Source organism: Flagellimonas algicola (assembly GCF_005937185.1).
Lineage (GTDB): Bacteria > Bacteroidota > Bacteroidia > Flavobacteriales > Flavobacteriaceae > Flagellimonas > Flagellimonas algicola.
The window spans coordinates 947,466-965,141 of sequence record NZ_VCNI01000001.1 but is presented as its reverse complement, the minus strand read 5'-3'; the positions used below and the strand labels follow the sequence as shown (position 1 = coordinate 965,141).

General features: G+C 41.3%; 10 protein-coding genes. 6 read left to right on the top strand and 4 right to left on the bottom strand.

Annotated features, from left to right (window positions below):
- Positions 1–64: 64 nt before the first annotated feature.
- The 4 genes from FGG15_RS04160 to FGG15_RS04145 are packed head-to-tail and all read right to left on the bottom strand — an operon-like array spanning position 65 to position 3,703.
- Positions 65–643: a DUF1287 domain-containing protein gene (locus FGG15_RS04160; protein ID WP_138833513.1), complete on the bottom strand. Its 579-nt coding sequence runs from the start codon at positions 641–643 to the stop codon at positions 65–67.
- Between the two features lie 6 nt (positions 644–649).
- Positions 650–2,398, bottom strand: a complete 1,749-nt coding sequence (locus FGG15_RS04155; RefSeq protein WP_138833511.1) for a sugar-binding protein — start codon at positions 2,396–2,398, stop codon at positions 650–652.
- A gap of 35 nt (positions 2,399–2,433) precedes the next feature.
- The gene (locus tag FGG15_RS04150) at positions 2,434–3,246 is read right to left on the bottom strand and encodes an alpha/beta hydrolase (protein ID WP_138833509.1); all 813 of its coding nucleotides are present in this window, start codon (positions 3,244–3,246) and stop codon (positions 2,434–2,436) included.
- Between the two features lie 46 nt (positions 3,247–3,292).
- Positions 3,293–3,703, bottom strand: a complete 411-nt coding sequence (locus FGG15_RS04145) for an EthD family reductase (RefSeq protein WP_138833506.1) — start codon at positions 3,701–3,703, stop codon at positions 3,293–3,295.
- Positions 3,704–3,881: 178 nt separating this feature from the next.
- On the opposite strand from FGG15_RS04145, the gene ggt reads away from it, so the two are divergent.
- From ggt to FGG15_RS04115, 6 genes are all read left to right on the top strand, one after another.
- Entirely contained in the window at positions 3,882–5,579 is a 1,698-nt protein-coding gene (gene ggt / locus FGG15_RS04140) for a gamma-glutamyltransferase (protein WP_138833504.1), read from the top strand.
- A gap of 990 nt (positions 5,580–6,569) precedes the next feature.
- Positions 6,570–9,632, top strand: coding sequence for a SusC/RagA family TonB-linked outer membrane protein (locus tag FGG15_RS04135; protein ID WP_138833502.1), 3,063 nt, complete (start codon positions 6,570–6,572; stop codon positions 9,630–9,632).
- 19 nt (positions 9,633–9,651) lie between these two features.
- Positions 9,652–11,319 (top strand): RagB/SusD family nutrient uptake outer membrane protein, encoded by a 1,668-nt coding sequence (locus FGG15_RS04130; protein WP_138833500.1) that lies wholly within the window; start codon positions 9,652–9,654, stop codon positions 11,317–11,319.
- 255 nt (positions 11,320–11,574) lie between these two features.
- Complete coding sequence (locus FGG15_RS04125; protein WP_138833498.1) at positions 11,575–13,566, top strand: glycoside hydrolase domain-containing protein; 1,992 nt, start codon at positions 11,575–11,577, stop codon at positions 13,564–13,566.
- 11 nt (positions 13,567–13,577) lie between these two features.
- Positions 13,578–15,206 carry a glycoside hydrolase family 28 protein gene (locus tag FGG15_RS04120; RefSeq protein WP_237561740.1) on the top strand — a complete coding sequence of 543 codons (1,629 nt, stop codon included), beginning with the start codon at positions 13,578–13,580 and terminating at the stop codon, positions 15,204–15,206.
- 118 nt (positions 15,207–15,324) lie between these two features.
- Positions 15,325–17,610, top strand: a complete 2,286-nt coding sequence (locus FGG15_RS04115) for a GH92 family glycosyl hydrolase (protein WP_138833496.1) — start codon at positions 15,325–15,327, stop codon at positions 17,608–17,610.
- The last annotated feature ends 66 nt before the right edge of the window (positions 17,611–17,676 follow it).

Sequence of the window (17,676 nt, the reverse complement as noted above, 5' to 3'; positions counted from 1 at the left end):
TAAAGGTACTATAGCCGGAACAATGAAGCTCTTAATAGAGCTACAAAAATGAATTGTTACGGTTTTAAGGATAGCGATAGTGTCCTATAATCTTAAAATCGAACAGGCAATCTTCCAACACCTGCCCGCGCCCAATGTTATGAACAATTAGATATCGGCGCTCGACATGGGATTTTTTGCGGGACACAATTCCGATATGCGTGGTACCGCCACCCAGATTCCAGCAGACCACATCACCAGGCAAATAGTCCGCAGCTCGATTGGAAATAGCTAGGGAGGCTCCCTGACGTTTAAAATAGGTCATCAGATTTGGAACTCTCCGATGATCAATGTTGGTGTCTGTGGATTGCAACCCCCAAATTTTGGGATACTCCTGAAAATGCGCTTTCATATCCTGATGTACCCTTTTTTGGAGGTCAATGCCAATTTTGCGATATGCCCTTATAATGACATCCGTGCAAACCCCCTTATCACTTGGCACATCCCCGTTGGGATAAGCTATGGAAAAATAACTGGAGTCATAGGTAACCTGTTGTTCGGTGAGTTCCAAAGCTGCATCAGCCAATTCTAAGGTCTGCGTGTCTGCTTGGGAAAAAGAAAATTGACAGATGAACAGGACAAAGAGAAACATTAAAACCTTCATTGAGTACTATTCGTTCAAAGAAACCTTACTAAAAGCAGAAGGGATATGAAAATCCGCTTTGGGGGAGTCGGGGATGGTTTTGGTATACCAATTCACCTTTTTGCCTCCATGAAAATCCGCTCGGAAAACACCCATATAGCATTCATTTTGGATGCCAAAGGATTCGAGCTCTTTTCTTGAAATACTTCCCTCCACAATATAACCCCCTTCAATATCTTTAGTAGCCAGGGTAAGGGTTTTAAAGTCCCAGCCATGATCAATATTCCTTGGAAAACTTGCCTTAAAATCAAGTACTTCACCCTTTGGGGTCATTTCAGCTCCATAATATTCTGTCAACTCTTTATCCGAAGAGAAAAACAATTCCACCCTGTCCGCAGGAAGCAAGGAACGTTCGTTTACATATGTGATTTTGGTAGGGGTGGCATCCATGGTCTTGAAGTAAAAATAGAAGTGCTCAGGAGTGACCACATAATCAAAATGGGTTTGATCTTTGCCTTTAAGCTTCCATGGATCCGATAGTCCAAACAGGTAATGGTGTCTATCCCAATCGCCCAATTCGGCATCCACCAAAATCTCAGCATCATCTGTGATTGACTGAATAAAAGAAACTTCTTCCTCCTTGTAGGGCGAGCCATCTTCCCGTAAAACATCATGAAACCAAAGTTCCGGTTCCGCAGTGTATTCCTTTTGCCATGAATCCCAAGGATAAATGGTTTGGGATTTTCCTGAAACAAAACCCCAGCTGTAGGACGCTACCTTATGCTTTTTGAATATAGGGAGTATGTCCTGAAAAGTAGAATTTACAGATCGGGCCATGTATTCGGTACAGAATAGAGGCCGGTTGGCAGTGGACAAGCGTTCCACCATTTGCGCTGTGGCTTCGGCATTGGCATAGCAATGAAAATTGATGACATCTGAGTTTTCAAAGGCGAATTTGTCAATGTCACTCATCTCATTCAATTCTTTATTGACAGATGTCCAAACATCAATGCTAAGGGGTTGGGAGGGATTTACTTCTCTTGCCCATTGATACACCTTTTTCAATAGTCTTAACGAATGGATTTCTTTGTTCTCGGGTTCCAATTCCCCATAACTATTGCTATTGGGGTTGCCTGGTTCGTTATATAAATCCCAGATAATCACACGTGGGTCATCCTTAAAATGATTAAGCACACCCTTTACATAATGTTCCAATTTTTTATACTGAGTAGAATCTACCAAAACCTCATGTCCAGGACTTTGCACCCATCCAGAATTATGCACATGGGGATTGGGTTCGTGCTGTTTACCTAATTTTGGATTCGGGTCCCAAACATCATCCAGCAAAACAAACATGGTCTTAATTTGATGGCGATCCGCTATTTCAAGATATCTTTCCGCACGTTTAATAAATCCTTGGGCATCCTGTTCCCATAACAAGTCGTGCAAAAACACGCGCATGGTATTGAACCCCAAATCATGGGCCCAGGAAAGTTCTTTGTCGATTTTCAAAGTGTCAAAAGTATCATCCTGCCACATTTCCAATTGATTGATAGCAGAAGATGGGACAAAATTGGCACCGACCAGCCAAGTTTGATTCTCATACCAAGCGTTGATTCGTTCTTTTGTCCATCGCTGTGCTGTGGCATTGTTTGTTTTTTCCAGATTCTTTTGTTTTTCCTTACATGAGAGGCCTAGGCCAAATAGTATTGCAATGAGCAAAAGTGCCAATGGCCCTCTACTTGAAATTTTTGTTTCCTTGTTTTTTGAGGTCATTTTTCAAAAGGTAATTAGTACGTTTTTACTTGGTTTTAGTTTGTGTGTTCCAATACAAAGTCTACCACGGGACTATCCTCCCGCCCCAATTCATGAACCATTTGGTAGTGGTTAAGATGGTTGTATGCTTTGTATTCCATATCTGCTACTGACTTATTCTCTTCATAAAGGCTGTTGGATTGCTCAATAAAAAATTCCGTTTCATTAGTACCGACACTTATTGAAACTGGGCACTTTACAACGGACAGATCCTTGTTGATTATGCTATAATTCTCCACATCATGATCATTCAGTTGAAGCACCTCATTGAGGTAACTGTTTTTTATCGGGCCTAAATCAAAGATGCCACTGAGGCTACATATGGCACGGATGCTAGATCTTAAGGTCTCATTCATTAAATAGACCATTAACGCCAAATGTCCACCAGCGGAATGTCCCGAAAGAACAAGTTTATTGGGATTTCCATTATATCTAACAATCTGTTCCCTAATCCAGATTAACGCATTGCTGACATCCAGTAAGACGGTTTGCATATTCACTGAAGGAATTAGCCTATAATTGATTACACAGACAGTGAAATCATTTTTGACAAAGGGCTCCGCTACAAAATGATAACTCCTTTTATCCAACGCTCGCCAGTACCCTCCATGTATGAACACCAAAACAGGGGCATTTTCCACATTGGATGGGAAGATATCCATGGCTTGCAACACATCCAAGCCATATTTTTGATCCAAATGACAGCTATAGGATTTCTTGACTCTTAAGGATTCCCTTTCGTTGATATCCAAATATTTTTGATAATCTGGATGCCGTAGGCGAAGGTTGAATTGATTGGTTTTAACCATGACTGATTTTAGGAAAGGAGCTTTCTCTTGTTGTTATGACCCTTGCTTATTCATACACTTCGCTAATCTGCACTACAGGCTGTATGTTCGTATAGTTTGGAATGTCACCAACAATTTTCTCGGCATTGGGGCCAAATGAATTTTGATAGGCGGACAGTTGGTCAAAATACAAATATCCTATGGCTAAGTAAGGGATAGGTTCATCCGGTGTTCTTCCGCTAATCCCCTTATCAATGGTAAATAACTTAAGGGAATCGCCCAATACGTTGGCTACCATGGGCATGTGTTTATTGGAATAATAATCCATGTCAAAAGTTTTACCATCTCCGTTGGGGTACAGTATGGTTACTTTGGTCATCCCCTTTTTAATTTTGGAAGTTTCCTCAGGTTGGGTCCCCTGACAACTGGCAAAAAATAGAACCGCGCAGAGAATGAGAGGTAGAATTTTGTTTTTCATTTTGTTGGTATTTAATGACTTGCTTTAAAGGTAGTATTTTTATTGAGGGTTTTGGGGCATAACAAGGGATTCCCCGATGGCTTTATGCCCTCGATGCTCTAATTCATTTCCATAGGGTTTTACCAAATGTTTGGAAATCCCTTTATTTTTATCGGATAATCAAAAAACCCATGACCTAATGAAAAATTCACTGTCCTACCTCTTTTGCTTTTTCTTCCTTATCCAATATTCAATAGCCCAAGACCGAATTACCGGGGAGCCTTTTGCCACCCGTTCGGTGGTACTGGGACAAAACGGAATGGTGGCCACTAGCCATCCCTTGGCAACCCAGATAGGATTGGATATTCTTAAGAATGGCGGTAATGCCATAGACGCTGCCATTGCTGCAAATGCTGCTCTTGGATTGATGGAACCCACGGGATGCGGCATAGGAGGGGATTTGTTTGCTATTGTTTGGGATGGAAAAACCAAGAAGCTATACGGCTTGAATGCAAGTGGACGTTCACCGCAAAAACTCACCTTGGAATATTTTGAAAAACAAGGTATGGATAAAATCCCATCGCATGGACCGCTTCCTGTTAGTGTACCTGGAGCGGTTGATGGTTGGTTTGAATTGCACCAGAAGTTTGGATCAAAACCCATGACTGAAATTCTCGCGCCAGCTATTGATTATGCCGAAAAAGGTTTTCCATTGACTGAACTCATCGCGTGGTACATGCAACGCACCATTCCCTTTTTTGAATCCAAAGGGTTTCCGAATATTGAGGATACCTACAAAACCCAAAATGGAGGAAAATTACCCAACGAAGGGGAAATCTATAAAAATCCTTACTTGGCCAATACCTATCGAAAAATTGCTGAGGGGGGTAGGGATGCCTATTACAAAGGGGATATTGCCAAAACCATAGGAAAGTTCATTAAAGACCAAGGAGGCTTTCTGTCAGCCAAAGATTTGGCAGCGCACAAGTCGGAATGGGTAGAACCGGTATCCATCAATTACAGAGGATACGATGTCTGGGAGCTTCCGCCGAATGGACAAGGCATCGCTGCACTCCAAATGCTACAAATATTGAATGGTTTTGACTTTTCTAATATCGAATTTGGAAGTGCGGAACACCTTCATCTCTTTACGGAAGCCAAAAAACTGGCCTTTGAAGACCGGGCAAAGTATTATGCCGATATGGACTTTTTTGATGTTCCTGTTGAAACGTTGTTATCCGAAGAATACGCCGAGTCAAGAAGGGAACAGATAGGTAAGCGCGCCGGAACATATGCTGCCGGGGAAATCTCTGCCGGAGAGACTATTTATATGACGGTAGCAGACGATGAAGGCACCATGATATCATTGATTCAAAGCAATTACCGAGGGATGGGTTCTGGAATGGCGCCACCCAAATTGGGCTTTATGCTCCAAGATCGGGGTGAGTTGTTCAGCTTAAAACGTGGTCAGGCAAATACGTATGAGCCAGGAAAGCGACCCTTTCATACCATAATCCCCGCCTTTGTGACCAAAGATGGCAAACCCTATCTCAGTTTTGGTGTAATGGGAGGAGATTTTCAACCCATGGGCCATACGCAAATCGTTATGAACTTGGTTGATTTTGGAATGAACATCCAGGAGGCCGGTGATGCCCCAAGATGGGACCATACGGGTGGAGCAAGCCCTATGGGGGCGACCACTGAGAACACAGGGATAATACGAACAGAATCCGGGATACCGTATTCCACCACTCGAGGTTTAATGGATAAAGGCCACCGCATAGGTATTGCTCGAGGTGTCTATGGTGGCTACCAAGCCATTTTATGGGATGAAGAAAACAAAGTTTATCATGGAGCTTCCGAAAGTCGTAAAGACGGGCAGGCAGCTGGGTATTGAACAAACTTTAAAGCGGATTCTCTAAACAAATAGGGGCGTATGCCTAAAATTTTAGTAAAAGTACAGGCTTCTGTTAACTCAAATGACTTTGGACCATTTAAGAAAATAAAAAAACCGTAACCAAAGTTGCGCTTGATTGCGGAGAAAGAGGGATTTTGTTCCAACATCCCTTAATCTCCTATACTGCAAATGCAACCTTTAAGTTCAACGGAATTACCATCCTAAAAAATCAAAATCCCACACAAGCTGGGGCTTGGTGGGATTTATTTTTTCAAGCTGAACCAAAGTTGCGCTTGATTGCGGAGGAAGAGGGATTCTTTGCAAGACAGACATCCCAAAATGGAATCCAATACAAAGAAAAGCTCCTAACAGAGCCATTTTTATTTTCTATCGCAAATTGAAACCAATTTCGTTTGCTCTAAAAAATAAAAAAGCTTCACCATGGTGAAGCTTTTCTTTGCGGAGGAAGAGGGTCTTTTTTGAACTGGAAAAATCCACTGTTTTTAGGACTTTTCAAAGAATGAAAATTCCACTAACACCGAAAGGGACACTTGTTTAACTAAACTTTAACAATTGCGCCCTTTTTTCTTGTTCTTTGATTGTAAATCAAAACAATACAGTCTAAGCCTAATTGAAGAGTTCTAAAAATCGTTGGTTCCATTGGGCATTTGGTTTTTGAATTAAGAATATAGACCAGTACATAAGGCATCCAAAATCTGGGATGATAAATTAAATTGTACAATGTGGTAGATAGTTTACGGATTGAATAAGATTTTGGGTATGTAAAATGGTAGTTTTTGCTAATTACCCAATGCGCTTAATGAAGTTCCTTAAATCGAACATTTAAAGGGCTTTTTCTAGGTCCTAAGCCCCAAAATTTCCCAAATAAAGTAAGGTTGAAAGTTTCATCCATCTTTTTGATCAATATATCCATAGCCCAAAATCTCTATTGCTTTTAAGTTTGATCAACTGTATTAACTAAGCAATATTATGATGAAAAAACTAAACGTATTACTGCTCTTCCTATTTATGGGAACTGCAACCATTTCGTGGGCACAACAAGCCGTGTCCGGAGTGGTTTATGATGACCAAAATGTACCCTTGCCAGGTGCCAACATTTTGGAAAAGGGAACAAGTAACGGAGTGGTCACTGACTTTGACGGGAATTTTACCATATCGGTACAGAACGGCAATGCTGTACTGGTGGTCTCTTATATCGGATTTGACTCCAAAGAGATTCAGTTGGATGGATCTCCCAACTATTCCATTCAACTGGTGGCGTCAACCACTGGATTGGATGAGGTTGTGGTTATTGGTTATGGTACAACCACAAAGAAAGATTTAACCGGTTCTGTAGTTTCCTTGGGAAGCAAGGATGTGGTGGAACAACGAAAGACAGATGTGGCCCAAGCAATTCAAGGACGATTGGCGGGGGTAGATGTTAGAACTCTGAACAACAAACCAGGAGCGCCCCTTTCTATAAACGTTAGGGGTAACACGGCTTTGAGAAATGACAATACTGGAAACGATGGTATCAACGATGATCCCGGCAGGGATTTAGGACAGCCACTGTATGTAGTTGATGGGATCTTTTTTGATAATATTAATGCATTGAATCCGGCGGACATCCAACAAATAGATGTTCTTAAAGATGCTTCATCAACTGCCATTTACGGTTCTAGAGGTGCAAATGGAGTTGTCATTATAACAACCAAAAACGGATTTGAGGGGAAAGCAAGATTTACTTACGACGCCACCTTTGGGGTACGTAGTCCTGTAAATGTGCCAGATTTTTATGATGGGGATGAATATGTGGCATTTGTTAACGATGTTGTGCGTGCACGTGAGTTTGGAACGTTGTTTCCCGGAACTCCTACGGTAGCAGATTATGATGCCATCAACCCCGATTTAACAACAGAATTTATTGGAGATGAGGAACTGAACAATGTGGCGCAACGTAATTATACAGATTGGATAGACCTGGCACAAGAGACAGGAATCCAAACGAGCCACACGTTTGGTGTAACAGGTGGTGAAAATGGATTGATATATAACGCTTCCATAGGCTACCTTAAAGATGAGGGAGTTGTCGGTATCGAAGATTATGAACGTTATAATTTAACTGGCGCACTGACCAAGAAAATGAACGATAAGTTCAGCTTTGGAATAAAAACTTATTTGTCATTTTCAGAAAGAGAACAAGGAAGCCGTGAATTATTTAGAAGTTCTTTTAGATTGGCACCCACAGTTAATCCCTTTGAAGATGATGGTTCTATAGACCTAATTCCAGATGAGCAGGATCAAAGGTTTATTAATCCTATATACGAAATAGACGGAGCTTGGAGGGTAAATACCAAACGCTTTGATGTTATTGCCAATGTGTTCTTGGAATACAAACCATATCCATGGATGAACATTAAGACTCAGTTCTCACCAAACCTTAGCTCTACCAGAGACGGGGAATATCGAGGTCTGCTGACAAAAGCAGCAAGAAACGATCCAGGAAGAACCCGTTCTATTTACAACACTTTCACCGAAGTGGCCTATACCTGGGATAACATCGTGGATATGGAGTTTAATTTGATGGATGGGCATGATTTAAAAGCTACTTTGATTTCATCATTGTACCAAAGGGAAAGAGAAGGTAGTAATATTCAAACCCGAAATTTCAGTACTGACGATTTCTTATTCTTCAATACGGGAGAGGGTCTTGATGTTAGGGAATTTGATAGCAATTTTTTAAAGGAAAATATTGCCTCTTTTGCAGGTAGATTGAATTATTCTATCAAAGATCGCTACCTATTCACAGTGACCGGACGTTATGATGGTGCTTCCCGCTTAGCCCAAGGTAATCAATGGGATTTCTTCCCATCAGCAGCATTCGCTTGGAGAATTAGTGAAGAAAATTTTGTACAAGATGCCGATTGGTTAGATAATTTAAAATTGAGACTGAGTTATGGACGAACCGGTAACATAGAACCAGTAAATCCATATAGTTCATTCTCTTTCTTGGACGGTTCTACCTACTTGTTTGGTGATCAGGTAGTAAATGCACAGACCGTATCTGGACTTGCCAATCAGGAGTTGACTTGGGAAATTTCCAAAGAGACAAACATAGGTATCGATTTAGGGTTGTTCAACAATCGCATTGGACTTTCTGTTGATTACTACAATAAAGAAACCGATGGAAGTTTATTCCCAAGAACTTTATTTGATATTTCAGGTTTTGATAGTGCCATAGGAAATTTTGGATCTATAAGAAATCGGGGTATTGAAGTGGTATTAAACACTTTGAACATATCAAAAGGAGATTTTACGTGGAGAAGTGAATTCAACTTTGCTCGAAATAAAAATGAAATCCTTGAGCTTGACGGCGATTTGGAACAAATTCCATTTGGGCGTCACGGGGTATTGCAGGTTGGCCAGCCATCAGATGCCATTTTTGCCTATGAAAATGAGGGAATTTGGCAGTTGGATGAGGTTGCTGAAGCCGAATCTTTTGGATACTTACCAGGGCAGTTCAAATTTGTAGATCAAAACAATGATGGAGTGATCAATAATGATGATAAGACGGTTATTGGGTCTAACGCTCCCGATTGGATTGGTGGTATGACCAATACCTTTAGATATAGAAATTTGGAGGCAAGAGTACAGGTGAACACAAGACAAGGTACTTTGGGTCACTCAGAGTGGTACCAAAACTTTGCGCCTTACCAGAATGATGGTGCCAAATTCAACAAATTGAACTTGGACTATTGGACCCCAAATAACCCTAACGCTAGCAGACCTGCATTGGCCTACGGTCATCCTGGTGAATACTACTACGAGGAGTTTGATTTTGTTAAAATAGGGAACATTGGTTTTACCTACTCTTTTGAACAACCAGTTCTGGACAAACTAAAACTGAATGGATTAAATGTTTCGCTGGATATTCAAAATCCGTTCATTTTTACGGATTATGAAGGACCAGATCCTGAGACGGGTTTACAAAACTCGTATAGTAGTGCCTATTTGACCAAAGTTATTTTGCTGGGCCTAAACGTAACACTGTAAATCTTAAAAAATATTAGAAATGAAATCATTTTTAAAACTAAAATATGTGCTTCTTGGGATGCTTGCGACCTTGTTTTTGGCTTGCGAAGACTATCTTGAAGAGGAGTTCTTCTCGGATGTGACCGCAGAAAAGTTCATTGATGAAAATAATGCCGACCAATTAATTGCAGGTATTTATGCCAACCTTAGGGATATCTACAAAAGGTATGATATCAATATGTATGGTACCGATGTGTATTCTGCAAAATCAATGGTACAGGAGTTTAATAGCTTAAACGACTATTTCGGATTAAGTTCTGATAACGGAAATATTGAAGATTATTGGAGAGACAATTACGATCTAATTGCCGATGCCAACATTGCTATAAATCGTTATGAAAACCAAATTTCTTGGAATGATTCAAATCTAGGGGCTAGAGATTATGGGGTGGCGCAAGCCAGAGCCTTGAGAGCATTGGCATTTTATAATTTGGTACAGCACTTTGGGGGATTGGTTTTGGATTTGGAAGAAACCACAACCATTCGCTCAGATTATGCACGATCTTCCGAGGCTGACACCTATGCCCAGATTATCGAAGATCTTGAAGCTGCAATTCCCGGATTACTAGATGCACCAGATACTGGAAGATTTTCTAGAAGGGCAGCACAACATTTATTGGCCGATGTTTATTTGACCAGAGCATACACTTCCTTTGGAAATGCCTCTGATTTTGATACTGCGGCTTCCTTGGCGGAACAGGCTATCGGTTCCTATGATATCCGAAGCCAAACCTATGCGGAGGTATTTGATTTGGGCAACCAAGTAAATTCTGAAGTACTTTTTGCCGTACAATACGGGACACAAGGAAGTGATGCCGATCGCACAAATACCAAGCATGGCTTCGCGATGAACTCCATAGAAAATTATGCAGGGGTAGGTAGAAATAGTCAGTATGGAGCAAGTAGTAGTGGCGTAATGCCCACACCCTATTTTTATGGGTTGTTTGCGGACAATGACACAAGGGATGAGGTAACGCTGCATCGTGTGCTTTTTGCAGCTGAGGATGCTAGCTTTACTTCTGGAGATGGTCAGCCAGTTGATGATATTATTACTGGGGATACGGTAATATACTATCCCAAAAATGCGGTGGATGCAGCTGAACTTGCCGATAAACTCGATAGATATTGGGTTTACCAACCAGACCAATATCTTTTCGGACTACCTGATGATGTACCCGGTGCAGTGTACCAGTATTCATCTAACATCAACCGGATTAATTTTCCGATCTTCAAAAAATTTGATGATGTGGGTATTGACGGAGGAAGCGGTGGATCTAGGGACACCTTTGTTTTTAGAATTGCCGAGACCCATCTTATCGCAGCCGAAGCTTATTTGGGATCTGGCAATGCTGCTTCTGGACTACAGCATTTGAATGTAGTTCGGGAGAGGGCAACCGGTGATGCCAATTTCTATACTACTCTTGATATTGATACTATTTTGGATGAGCGTGCCATAGAACTGTCTGGAGAAGAGAATAGATGGGCAGTGCTTAAACGTACTGGCAAACTTGAAGAAAGAACCAATTTGTACAATCCGCAAAATGTGGATCATGGGGCATTTGACAGTAACATCCATCTTTTAAGACCAATCCCGGATAATGAATTGCTTCTGTCCGATGGCACTTTGGAACAAAATCCAGGATATTAGAATTCAGCCTGAAAAATTCTAGTTGTTTGAGTTTAGTTAATTTTTTGAGTTAGGTTGAGTTTACAAAAGGGCAGGTACAAAACCGAACCTGCCCTTTATTTTGCATAGTACCCCAACTATTTTGTAAGGCGTGCCCATTTTGGGATCCATTTTACCTATGAATCAATTCTAATTAAGATACAAGTGAAACTTATAACCATATCGTTTTGTTTGTTAATTGGTACATCCAGTCTTCTTGCACAAAGCAATGCGGCCGTGGAAAAGCAGAACGTTGATTACGTGGATCCATTTATCTGCACTGGGAGTGATCACGGCCAAACAGACCCTGCTGCTGCGGTTCCCTTTGGCATGGTAAAACCAGCCCCTGATACCTACCCTCTTGGACATTCGGGATATGATTACGATGCCATTGAAATTCTGGGTTTTTCCAATACTCGTTTTTCTGGTGTGGGTTGTAGGGGAGTAGGAGGAAACCTTAGGGTATTGCCCTATGTTGGTTCAAATTCACCATACCCGGAGCCACAACCCTTTAAAAAAGATTCGGAAAAAGCACATGCTGGATTTTATGCTGTAGAATTGGAAAATGGGATTCAATGCCAATTAACAGCATCCCGTCTAGTCGCTTTTCATAAATATACCTTTCCTGAAAGTGAAGCTTCCGGATTGACTTTGGACATGTCCAGCTCACTTTCCAAATTTTATAATGAAGTACATCAATTTCGCGCAGATGGCATATTAACTGGAGAAGTTTCCGGTGCCAATGTGTGTGATAAAGGGAAATATACTTTTTATTATGCACTATCCATCAACATGGAAAATTACAATATTGAGGAAGAAGATGGTAAACTCTCATTTTCTTTTAAAACATTTGCTGATCAAGAGGTTGAGCTTCGATGTGCTCTTTCGACGGTAAGCCCACAAAATGCCCTGCAGAACCTTCAGCATTTGGGAACCAAACAATTTGATGAAGTCAAGGAAGAGACTCGTCGGGAATGGGCTGATTTATTATCCGTTGTTGACGTGGTAGGTGAAAATGAAGAACACAAAACCTTGTTTTACACCCATCTTTACCATCTATTGCAAACCCCATTTCAAGTCCAAGACAAGGATGGTTCCTTTAAAGGCAGCGATGGTGAAACCTATTATACAAGTGGTAGAAGCCAGTATCATGGTTGGTCCATCTGGGATACTTTTAGAACCAAACTGCCCCTATTGTCACTGCTCTACCCAAAACAGTACAGCGATATAGTAAATTCTATAGGAAAGCTGTATCGTCAAGGCAAGGCGGATTGGGCCACCCAAACAGAACCCTTTATCACTGTACGGACGGAACATTCTAGCATTGTTCTTTTGGATGCCCATAAAAAAGGATTGCTGCCCATTTCTCTCAAAACCATTTATCTTCAACTTCAAGAAGAGGCAGGTCAACTACCCTTTGAAACACCAGATAATGTCTTGGAATCCTCCTATGATCTCTGGGCGTTATCGCAAATAGCCATGGAAATAGGGCAAACGAGAGATTATAGGAAGTATCGTGCACAAGCGCGTCAATATAAAAAAACATGGAAGGAAAAGTTCTTGATCATGGATGAAGCTTCTGATGTGATGCACGGGGATGGGCTTTATGAAGGTACCCTTTGGCAATACCGTTGGTTGGTTCCGTATGACATTAAGGGTATTCAGAGGCTTATGGGAGGAAAAAAGAAATTTGAGGAGCAATTGGACTATTTTTTTCAAAACGAATTATTCAATATAGGGAACCAACCAGATATACAGGTACCTTATTTATATGCTTATACCGATTCACCATGGAAAACACAGGAATTGGTAAATCGCCTGTTGACCAAAGAAACCAACAATTGGTATGGCACCCATAAGAAATGGGAAACTCCAAGTACGCGTAAAATATTTAAAGCGACACCTCATGGTTATATTAAGGAAATGGACGATGATGCAGGGACCATGTCCGCCTGGTTTGTGTGCTCTGCCTTAGGTTTATATCCTGTTTTCCCGGGGAGTACGGATTTAGTGGTAACCACCCCGCTATTTAAAAATATAATCATCAAAACAGTGGGAGAACCTTTGCAAATTATGACCAATGGACTGTCCGAAAAGAACATATTTATTAAACAGTTAAGCTGGAATGGTAGTCCCATAAATTCCAGCATTATCGACTTCAACCTGATAGCCGAAGGAGGTGTCTTACGAATTGAACTGGGGAACACGCCCCAAACCAACTGGGATTAAAATTATTAATTATGTTATGTAAACTTCGAGTTTCAAATATTACTATCTCCCTTTTGGCGAGTCTGTTTTTACTTGATGCATGTAAAGAAACTGCTTCCAAGGAGCACATGGATTCCCAAAACGTTGCCAGCAAAGAATACATCAAAAAGACTGATGACCAAGAATATGAAGTCACTGGTCATGGGGTGGTTGGTGACGGGCTTACCTTAAATACAAATGCCCTTCAAACCCTTATTGAACAAGTGGCACAGAAAGGCGGAGGAACCTTGGTATTTCCTGCAGGGGATTACCTTTCCGGCAGTTTGGAAATGAAATCAAATGTTAGCCTCTATCTTAAAAAAGACGCGGTGCTCTTGGGCAGTCCCAATCCCTACGATTATAAAGAAATTGTGATGGAAGGAAGACCAGATTCGCCCAAAAAGGACGACAATTCCCAAATGGCATTCTTGGTGGCCTACAAAGCCAATAACTTTAAAATTTACGGGCAGGGGAAGATTGATGGACAAGGGCGTGAACTGGCCTTAAGTATAGATAGTTTGCATCATACCGGGGAGCGAATCGACCCTAAATACAACTATCGCAGAATGCGACCCAATGAAACCGCTAGACCCAAGTTGTTCCGATTTTCCTCATGTAAAAATGTAGATATTCTGGATTTAAGCCTGTACAATGGTTCCTGCTGGGGACTTTCTTTTGAACTTTGCGAGAACCTAAAATTGGATAACCTAAAAGTGGTCAACAGAGCCTATTGGAACAATGACGGGATGGACATTACGGACTGTAAAAATGTGAAGGTGACCAATTGCGATGTAGATTCCGCTGATGATGGGATTTGTTTGAAATCCTACTATCCGGACCATTATAATGACAACATATATATAGCCAATTGTACGGTAAGAAGCAGTGCTAGTGCCCTTAAATTTGGAACAGCTTCCCACGGCGGATTCAAAAATGTGACCATAGAAAACATTGAGGTTTTTGACACCTTTCGTTCGGTTATTGCTATTGAAAGTGTGGATGGTGGGGTTATAGAAAATATCAAAGTGTCCAATATAGTAGCTAAAAATACGGGCAATGCCATTTTTATTCGTTTGGGACACAGAAGTGGGGAAACCCCGGGAATTGTAAAAAATGTCCATATTAAGGATATAAAGGTTGAAGTGCCTTTTGGCAGACCGGACATTGATTATGATCTAAGGGGACCGGAGGTGGATTTTTTCCATAATCCATTTCCTTCTTCCATTACCGGAATACCGGGTCATAAAGTTGAGGACGTGACCATAGAAAATGTGGAAATAAGGTTCCCCGGAAGAGCCTCCAAGGGAATGGCATATGTTCCAGTGAACAGATTAGATCAAGTGCCGGAGCAAGTAAAAAAATATCCGGAGTTTTCAATGTTTGGAGAATTACCAGCTTGGGGATTTTATGTGCGACATGCAACAGGTGTTACCTTTAAAGATGTGACTTTGACCTTGGATGACAAAGATTATCGCCCTGCCTATATCTTTGATGATGTGGAATCTTTGCAGATGGACAATATGAGCATTCCAACTGCATCGCATAAACAAATTATATTAAAGAACACCCAAGATGTGACTCAAGATGCTAATTTGGACAATTCAATTCTTAATATAGATTAGGCAAATGGGATGGGAACAGATTTTGGGATGACTAAAATGTTCCTTTTAATTGGGAATAATTATGGAGACTATCTTTTTTAAATTGCGAACAAAGCAACATTGGGGAATAGCTATAACTATGTCCACAATTGCATGTTGTTTGCTGCTAGGGTGTAAAAAGCAGGTCCAAACTTCCCAAACACAACTTGTTAGCTACGTCAATCCGTTGATCGGCACAGCGCCCGCCTCAACAGCAAGTGCCTTAAAACATGGACATGGGAAGGAGAACAACGCCCAAGTAGTGCCCTATGTTACGGTTCCATTCGGAATGACCAACTGGACACCCCAGACCAAGGCGACAGAAACCAAATGCCACGCCCCATACTATTATACTGATTCCATTATTCAGGGATTTCGGGGGAGTCATTGGCTCAGCGGTTCCTGTGTACAGGATTATGGAAGCATGACCCTCATGCCGATAGCTGGAAAGCTAAAGTGTCTTCCAGAGGAAAGAGGGTCCAAATTTTTACATGAAAATGAAAAAGCCACGCCCTATAGTTATGAGGTTAGCTTGGCGGATTACGATATAGAAGCTAAAATGACCGCCACCAAACGTAGTGGTTTGTTCCAGTTTACGTTTGGAACAACTGGGGAAGCCCATGTGGTGGTGAATCCCAATAGTGATGAGGGACAAGGATATGTGAAAGTTTTACCAGAATCCAATGAAATTATTGGGTATAATCCAGTACACCGTATATACCAGGGATGGGATGAACCGGCAGGTTTTAGTGGGTATTTTGTGGTGAAGTTTGATAGAAGTTTTAAAAGCTATGGGATTTATGACCAAGCTGAAATTTTGGAAAAGGTGGCCGAAATTTCCAACCAAAAGGACATTGGAGGTTATGCCACTTTTGATATCAGGCAAGGGGAGACGATCCAGCTTGTGGTGGGGTCTTCCTTTACCAGTATGGACCAGGCCAGAAAGAATCTGGAATATGAGACCCAACAGTTGGATTTTGAAACGGCAAAGACAAATCTAAAGGAGACATGGGAGAATCTCCTGAACAGGGTAAAGGTGGAAGGTAGGTCCGAAGCTGATAAGACCACCTTTTATACAGCCCTTTACCACAGCTATTTGCAGCCCAGGATTTTTAATGATGTTGATGGCTCTTATCCTAGTTTTGCTGGAGGAGCCCAAGTACTCAACACTGGAGGAACAGATTATTTCTCAGATTTTTCCATGTGGGATACCTACCGAGCATCCCATCCACTTTTTAACTTGCTTACGCCTTCTAAGAACGCTCAAATGATGAACAGTTTGTTTCTTAAGGCGGAACAGGGTGGTTGGCTTCCCATTTTTCCACTTTGGAACCAATATACATCTGCAATGATCGGTGATCATGTGATTGCAGCGGTGTCCGATGCGTATGTAAAGGAGGTCATTGACCTTACAGAACACCAATATAACTTCCTCCTAAAAAACGCTTTTGAACTGCCCCAAGACTTTGAGGAATACAAACAAGGGAAGGGCAGACGGGCTTTGGAGTCTTACCTTCAATATGGCTTTGTTCCTCTGGAAGATCCGGTGGCGGAATCATTTCATAAAAATGAACAGGTATCCAGAACCTTGGAATATGCCTTTGATGATTTTGCCCTGAGTCGCACCGCCAAAAAAATGGGCGATACGAAGCATACCGGTATATTAACCGAACGTGCTAAAAATTATCGCAACGTGTACAGTGCTAAGGACTCTTGTTTAAGGGGCAGATATGCCAATGGGGAATTTATTCCTGAGTTGGATAAATACGTCCGACAGTCTTATATCACAGAAGGAACACCCTATCAATATACTTGGTATGTTCCGCATGATGTAAGCGGACTAATGGAGCTTATGGGTGGCGAAGCTGGGTTTAATCGTAATTTGGACAACTTCCATAAAAAAGGGCAATACTGGCATGGCAATGAGCCTGGTCACCAAATTCCATTTCTATATAATTTTTCAGGGCAACCTTGGAAAACCCAGGAATTGGTGGATTACATTATGAAAACGGAATATAGTAATGAGGTGGGAGGTCTTAGTGGTAATGACGATGCTGGTCAAATGTCTGCATGGTACGTATTTGCGGCCATGGGCTTTTATCCGGTTTCTCCTTCGGTGCCTGAGTATGTGATTTCCGGGCCGCATTTTGATAAGATTACCATTACCCTGGACAATGGTAAGAAACTGATAATCAATGCCATGGGGGCCTCGGAGGAAAAAAAGTACATTCAATCTTTAAAAGTAAATGGTAAACCAACCTCCAAAAATTATTTGAACCATTTTGAAATGATCAATGGAGGTGTAATCGATTTTGAAATGGGAGATACCCCTAACACATCCTGGGGGATCCAAAGTGAGGATAGACCATTTTCCTTAACCAATTAGTCAAGAAAGATGGAACTTTTATTTTTCGAGGTAATGATCGGTCAAGGTTTTCCGTGTATACTCCTG

Bases quoted from the DNA above. Each gene is read 5' to 3' on its own strand.
- FGG15_RS04160 (WP_138833513.1), bottom strand. From the start codon at position 643: ATGAAGGTTTTAATGTTTCTCTTTGTCCTGTTCATCTGTCAATTTTCT.
- FGG15_RS04155 (WP_138833511.1), bottom strand. From the start codon at position 2,398: ATGACCTCAAAAAACAAGGAAACAAAAATTTCAAGTAGAGGGCCATTG.
- FGG15_RS04150 (WP_138833509.1), bottom strand. From the start codon at position 3,246: ATGGTTAAAACCAATCAATTCAACCTTCGCCTACGGCATCCAGATTAT.
- FGG15_RS04145 (WP_138833506.1), bottom strand. From the start codon at position 3,703: ATGAAAAACAAAATTCTACCTCTCATTCTCTGCGCGGTTCTATTTTTT.
- ggt (WP_138833504.1), top strand. From the start codon at position 3,882: ATGAAAAATTCACTGTCCTACCTCTTTTGCTTTTTCTTCCTTATCCAA.
- FGG15_RS04135 (WP_138833502.1), top strand. From the start codon at position 6,570: ATGATGAAAAAACTAAACGTATTACTGCTCTTCCTATTTATGGGAACT.
- FGG15_RS04130 (WP_138833500.1), top strand. From the start codon at position 9,652: ATGAAATCATTTTTAAAACTAAAATATGTGCTTCTTGGGATGCTTGCG.
- FGG15_RS04120 (WP_237561740.1), top strand. From the start codon at position 13,578: ATGTTATGTAAACTTCGAGTTTCAAATATTACTATCTCCCTTTTGGCG.
- FGG15_RS04115 (WP_138833496.1), top strand. From the start codon at position 15,325: ATGTCCACAATTGCATGTTGTTTGCTGCTAGGGTGTAAAAAGCAGGTC.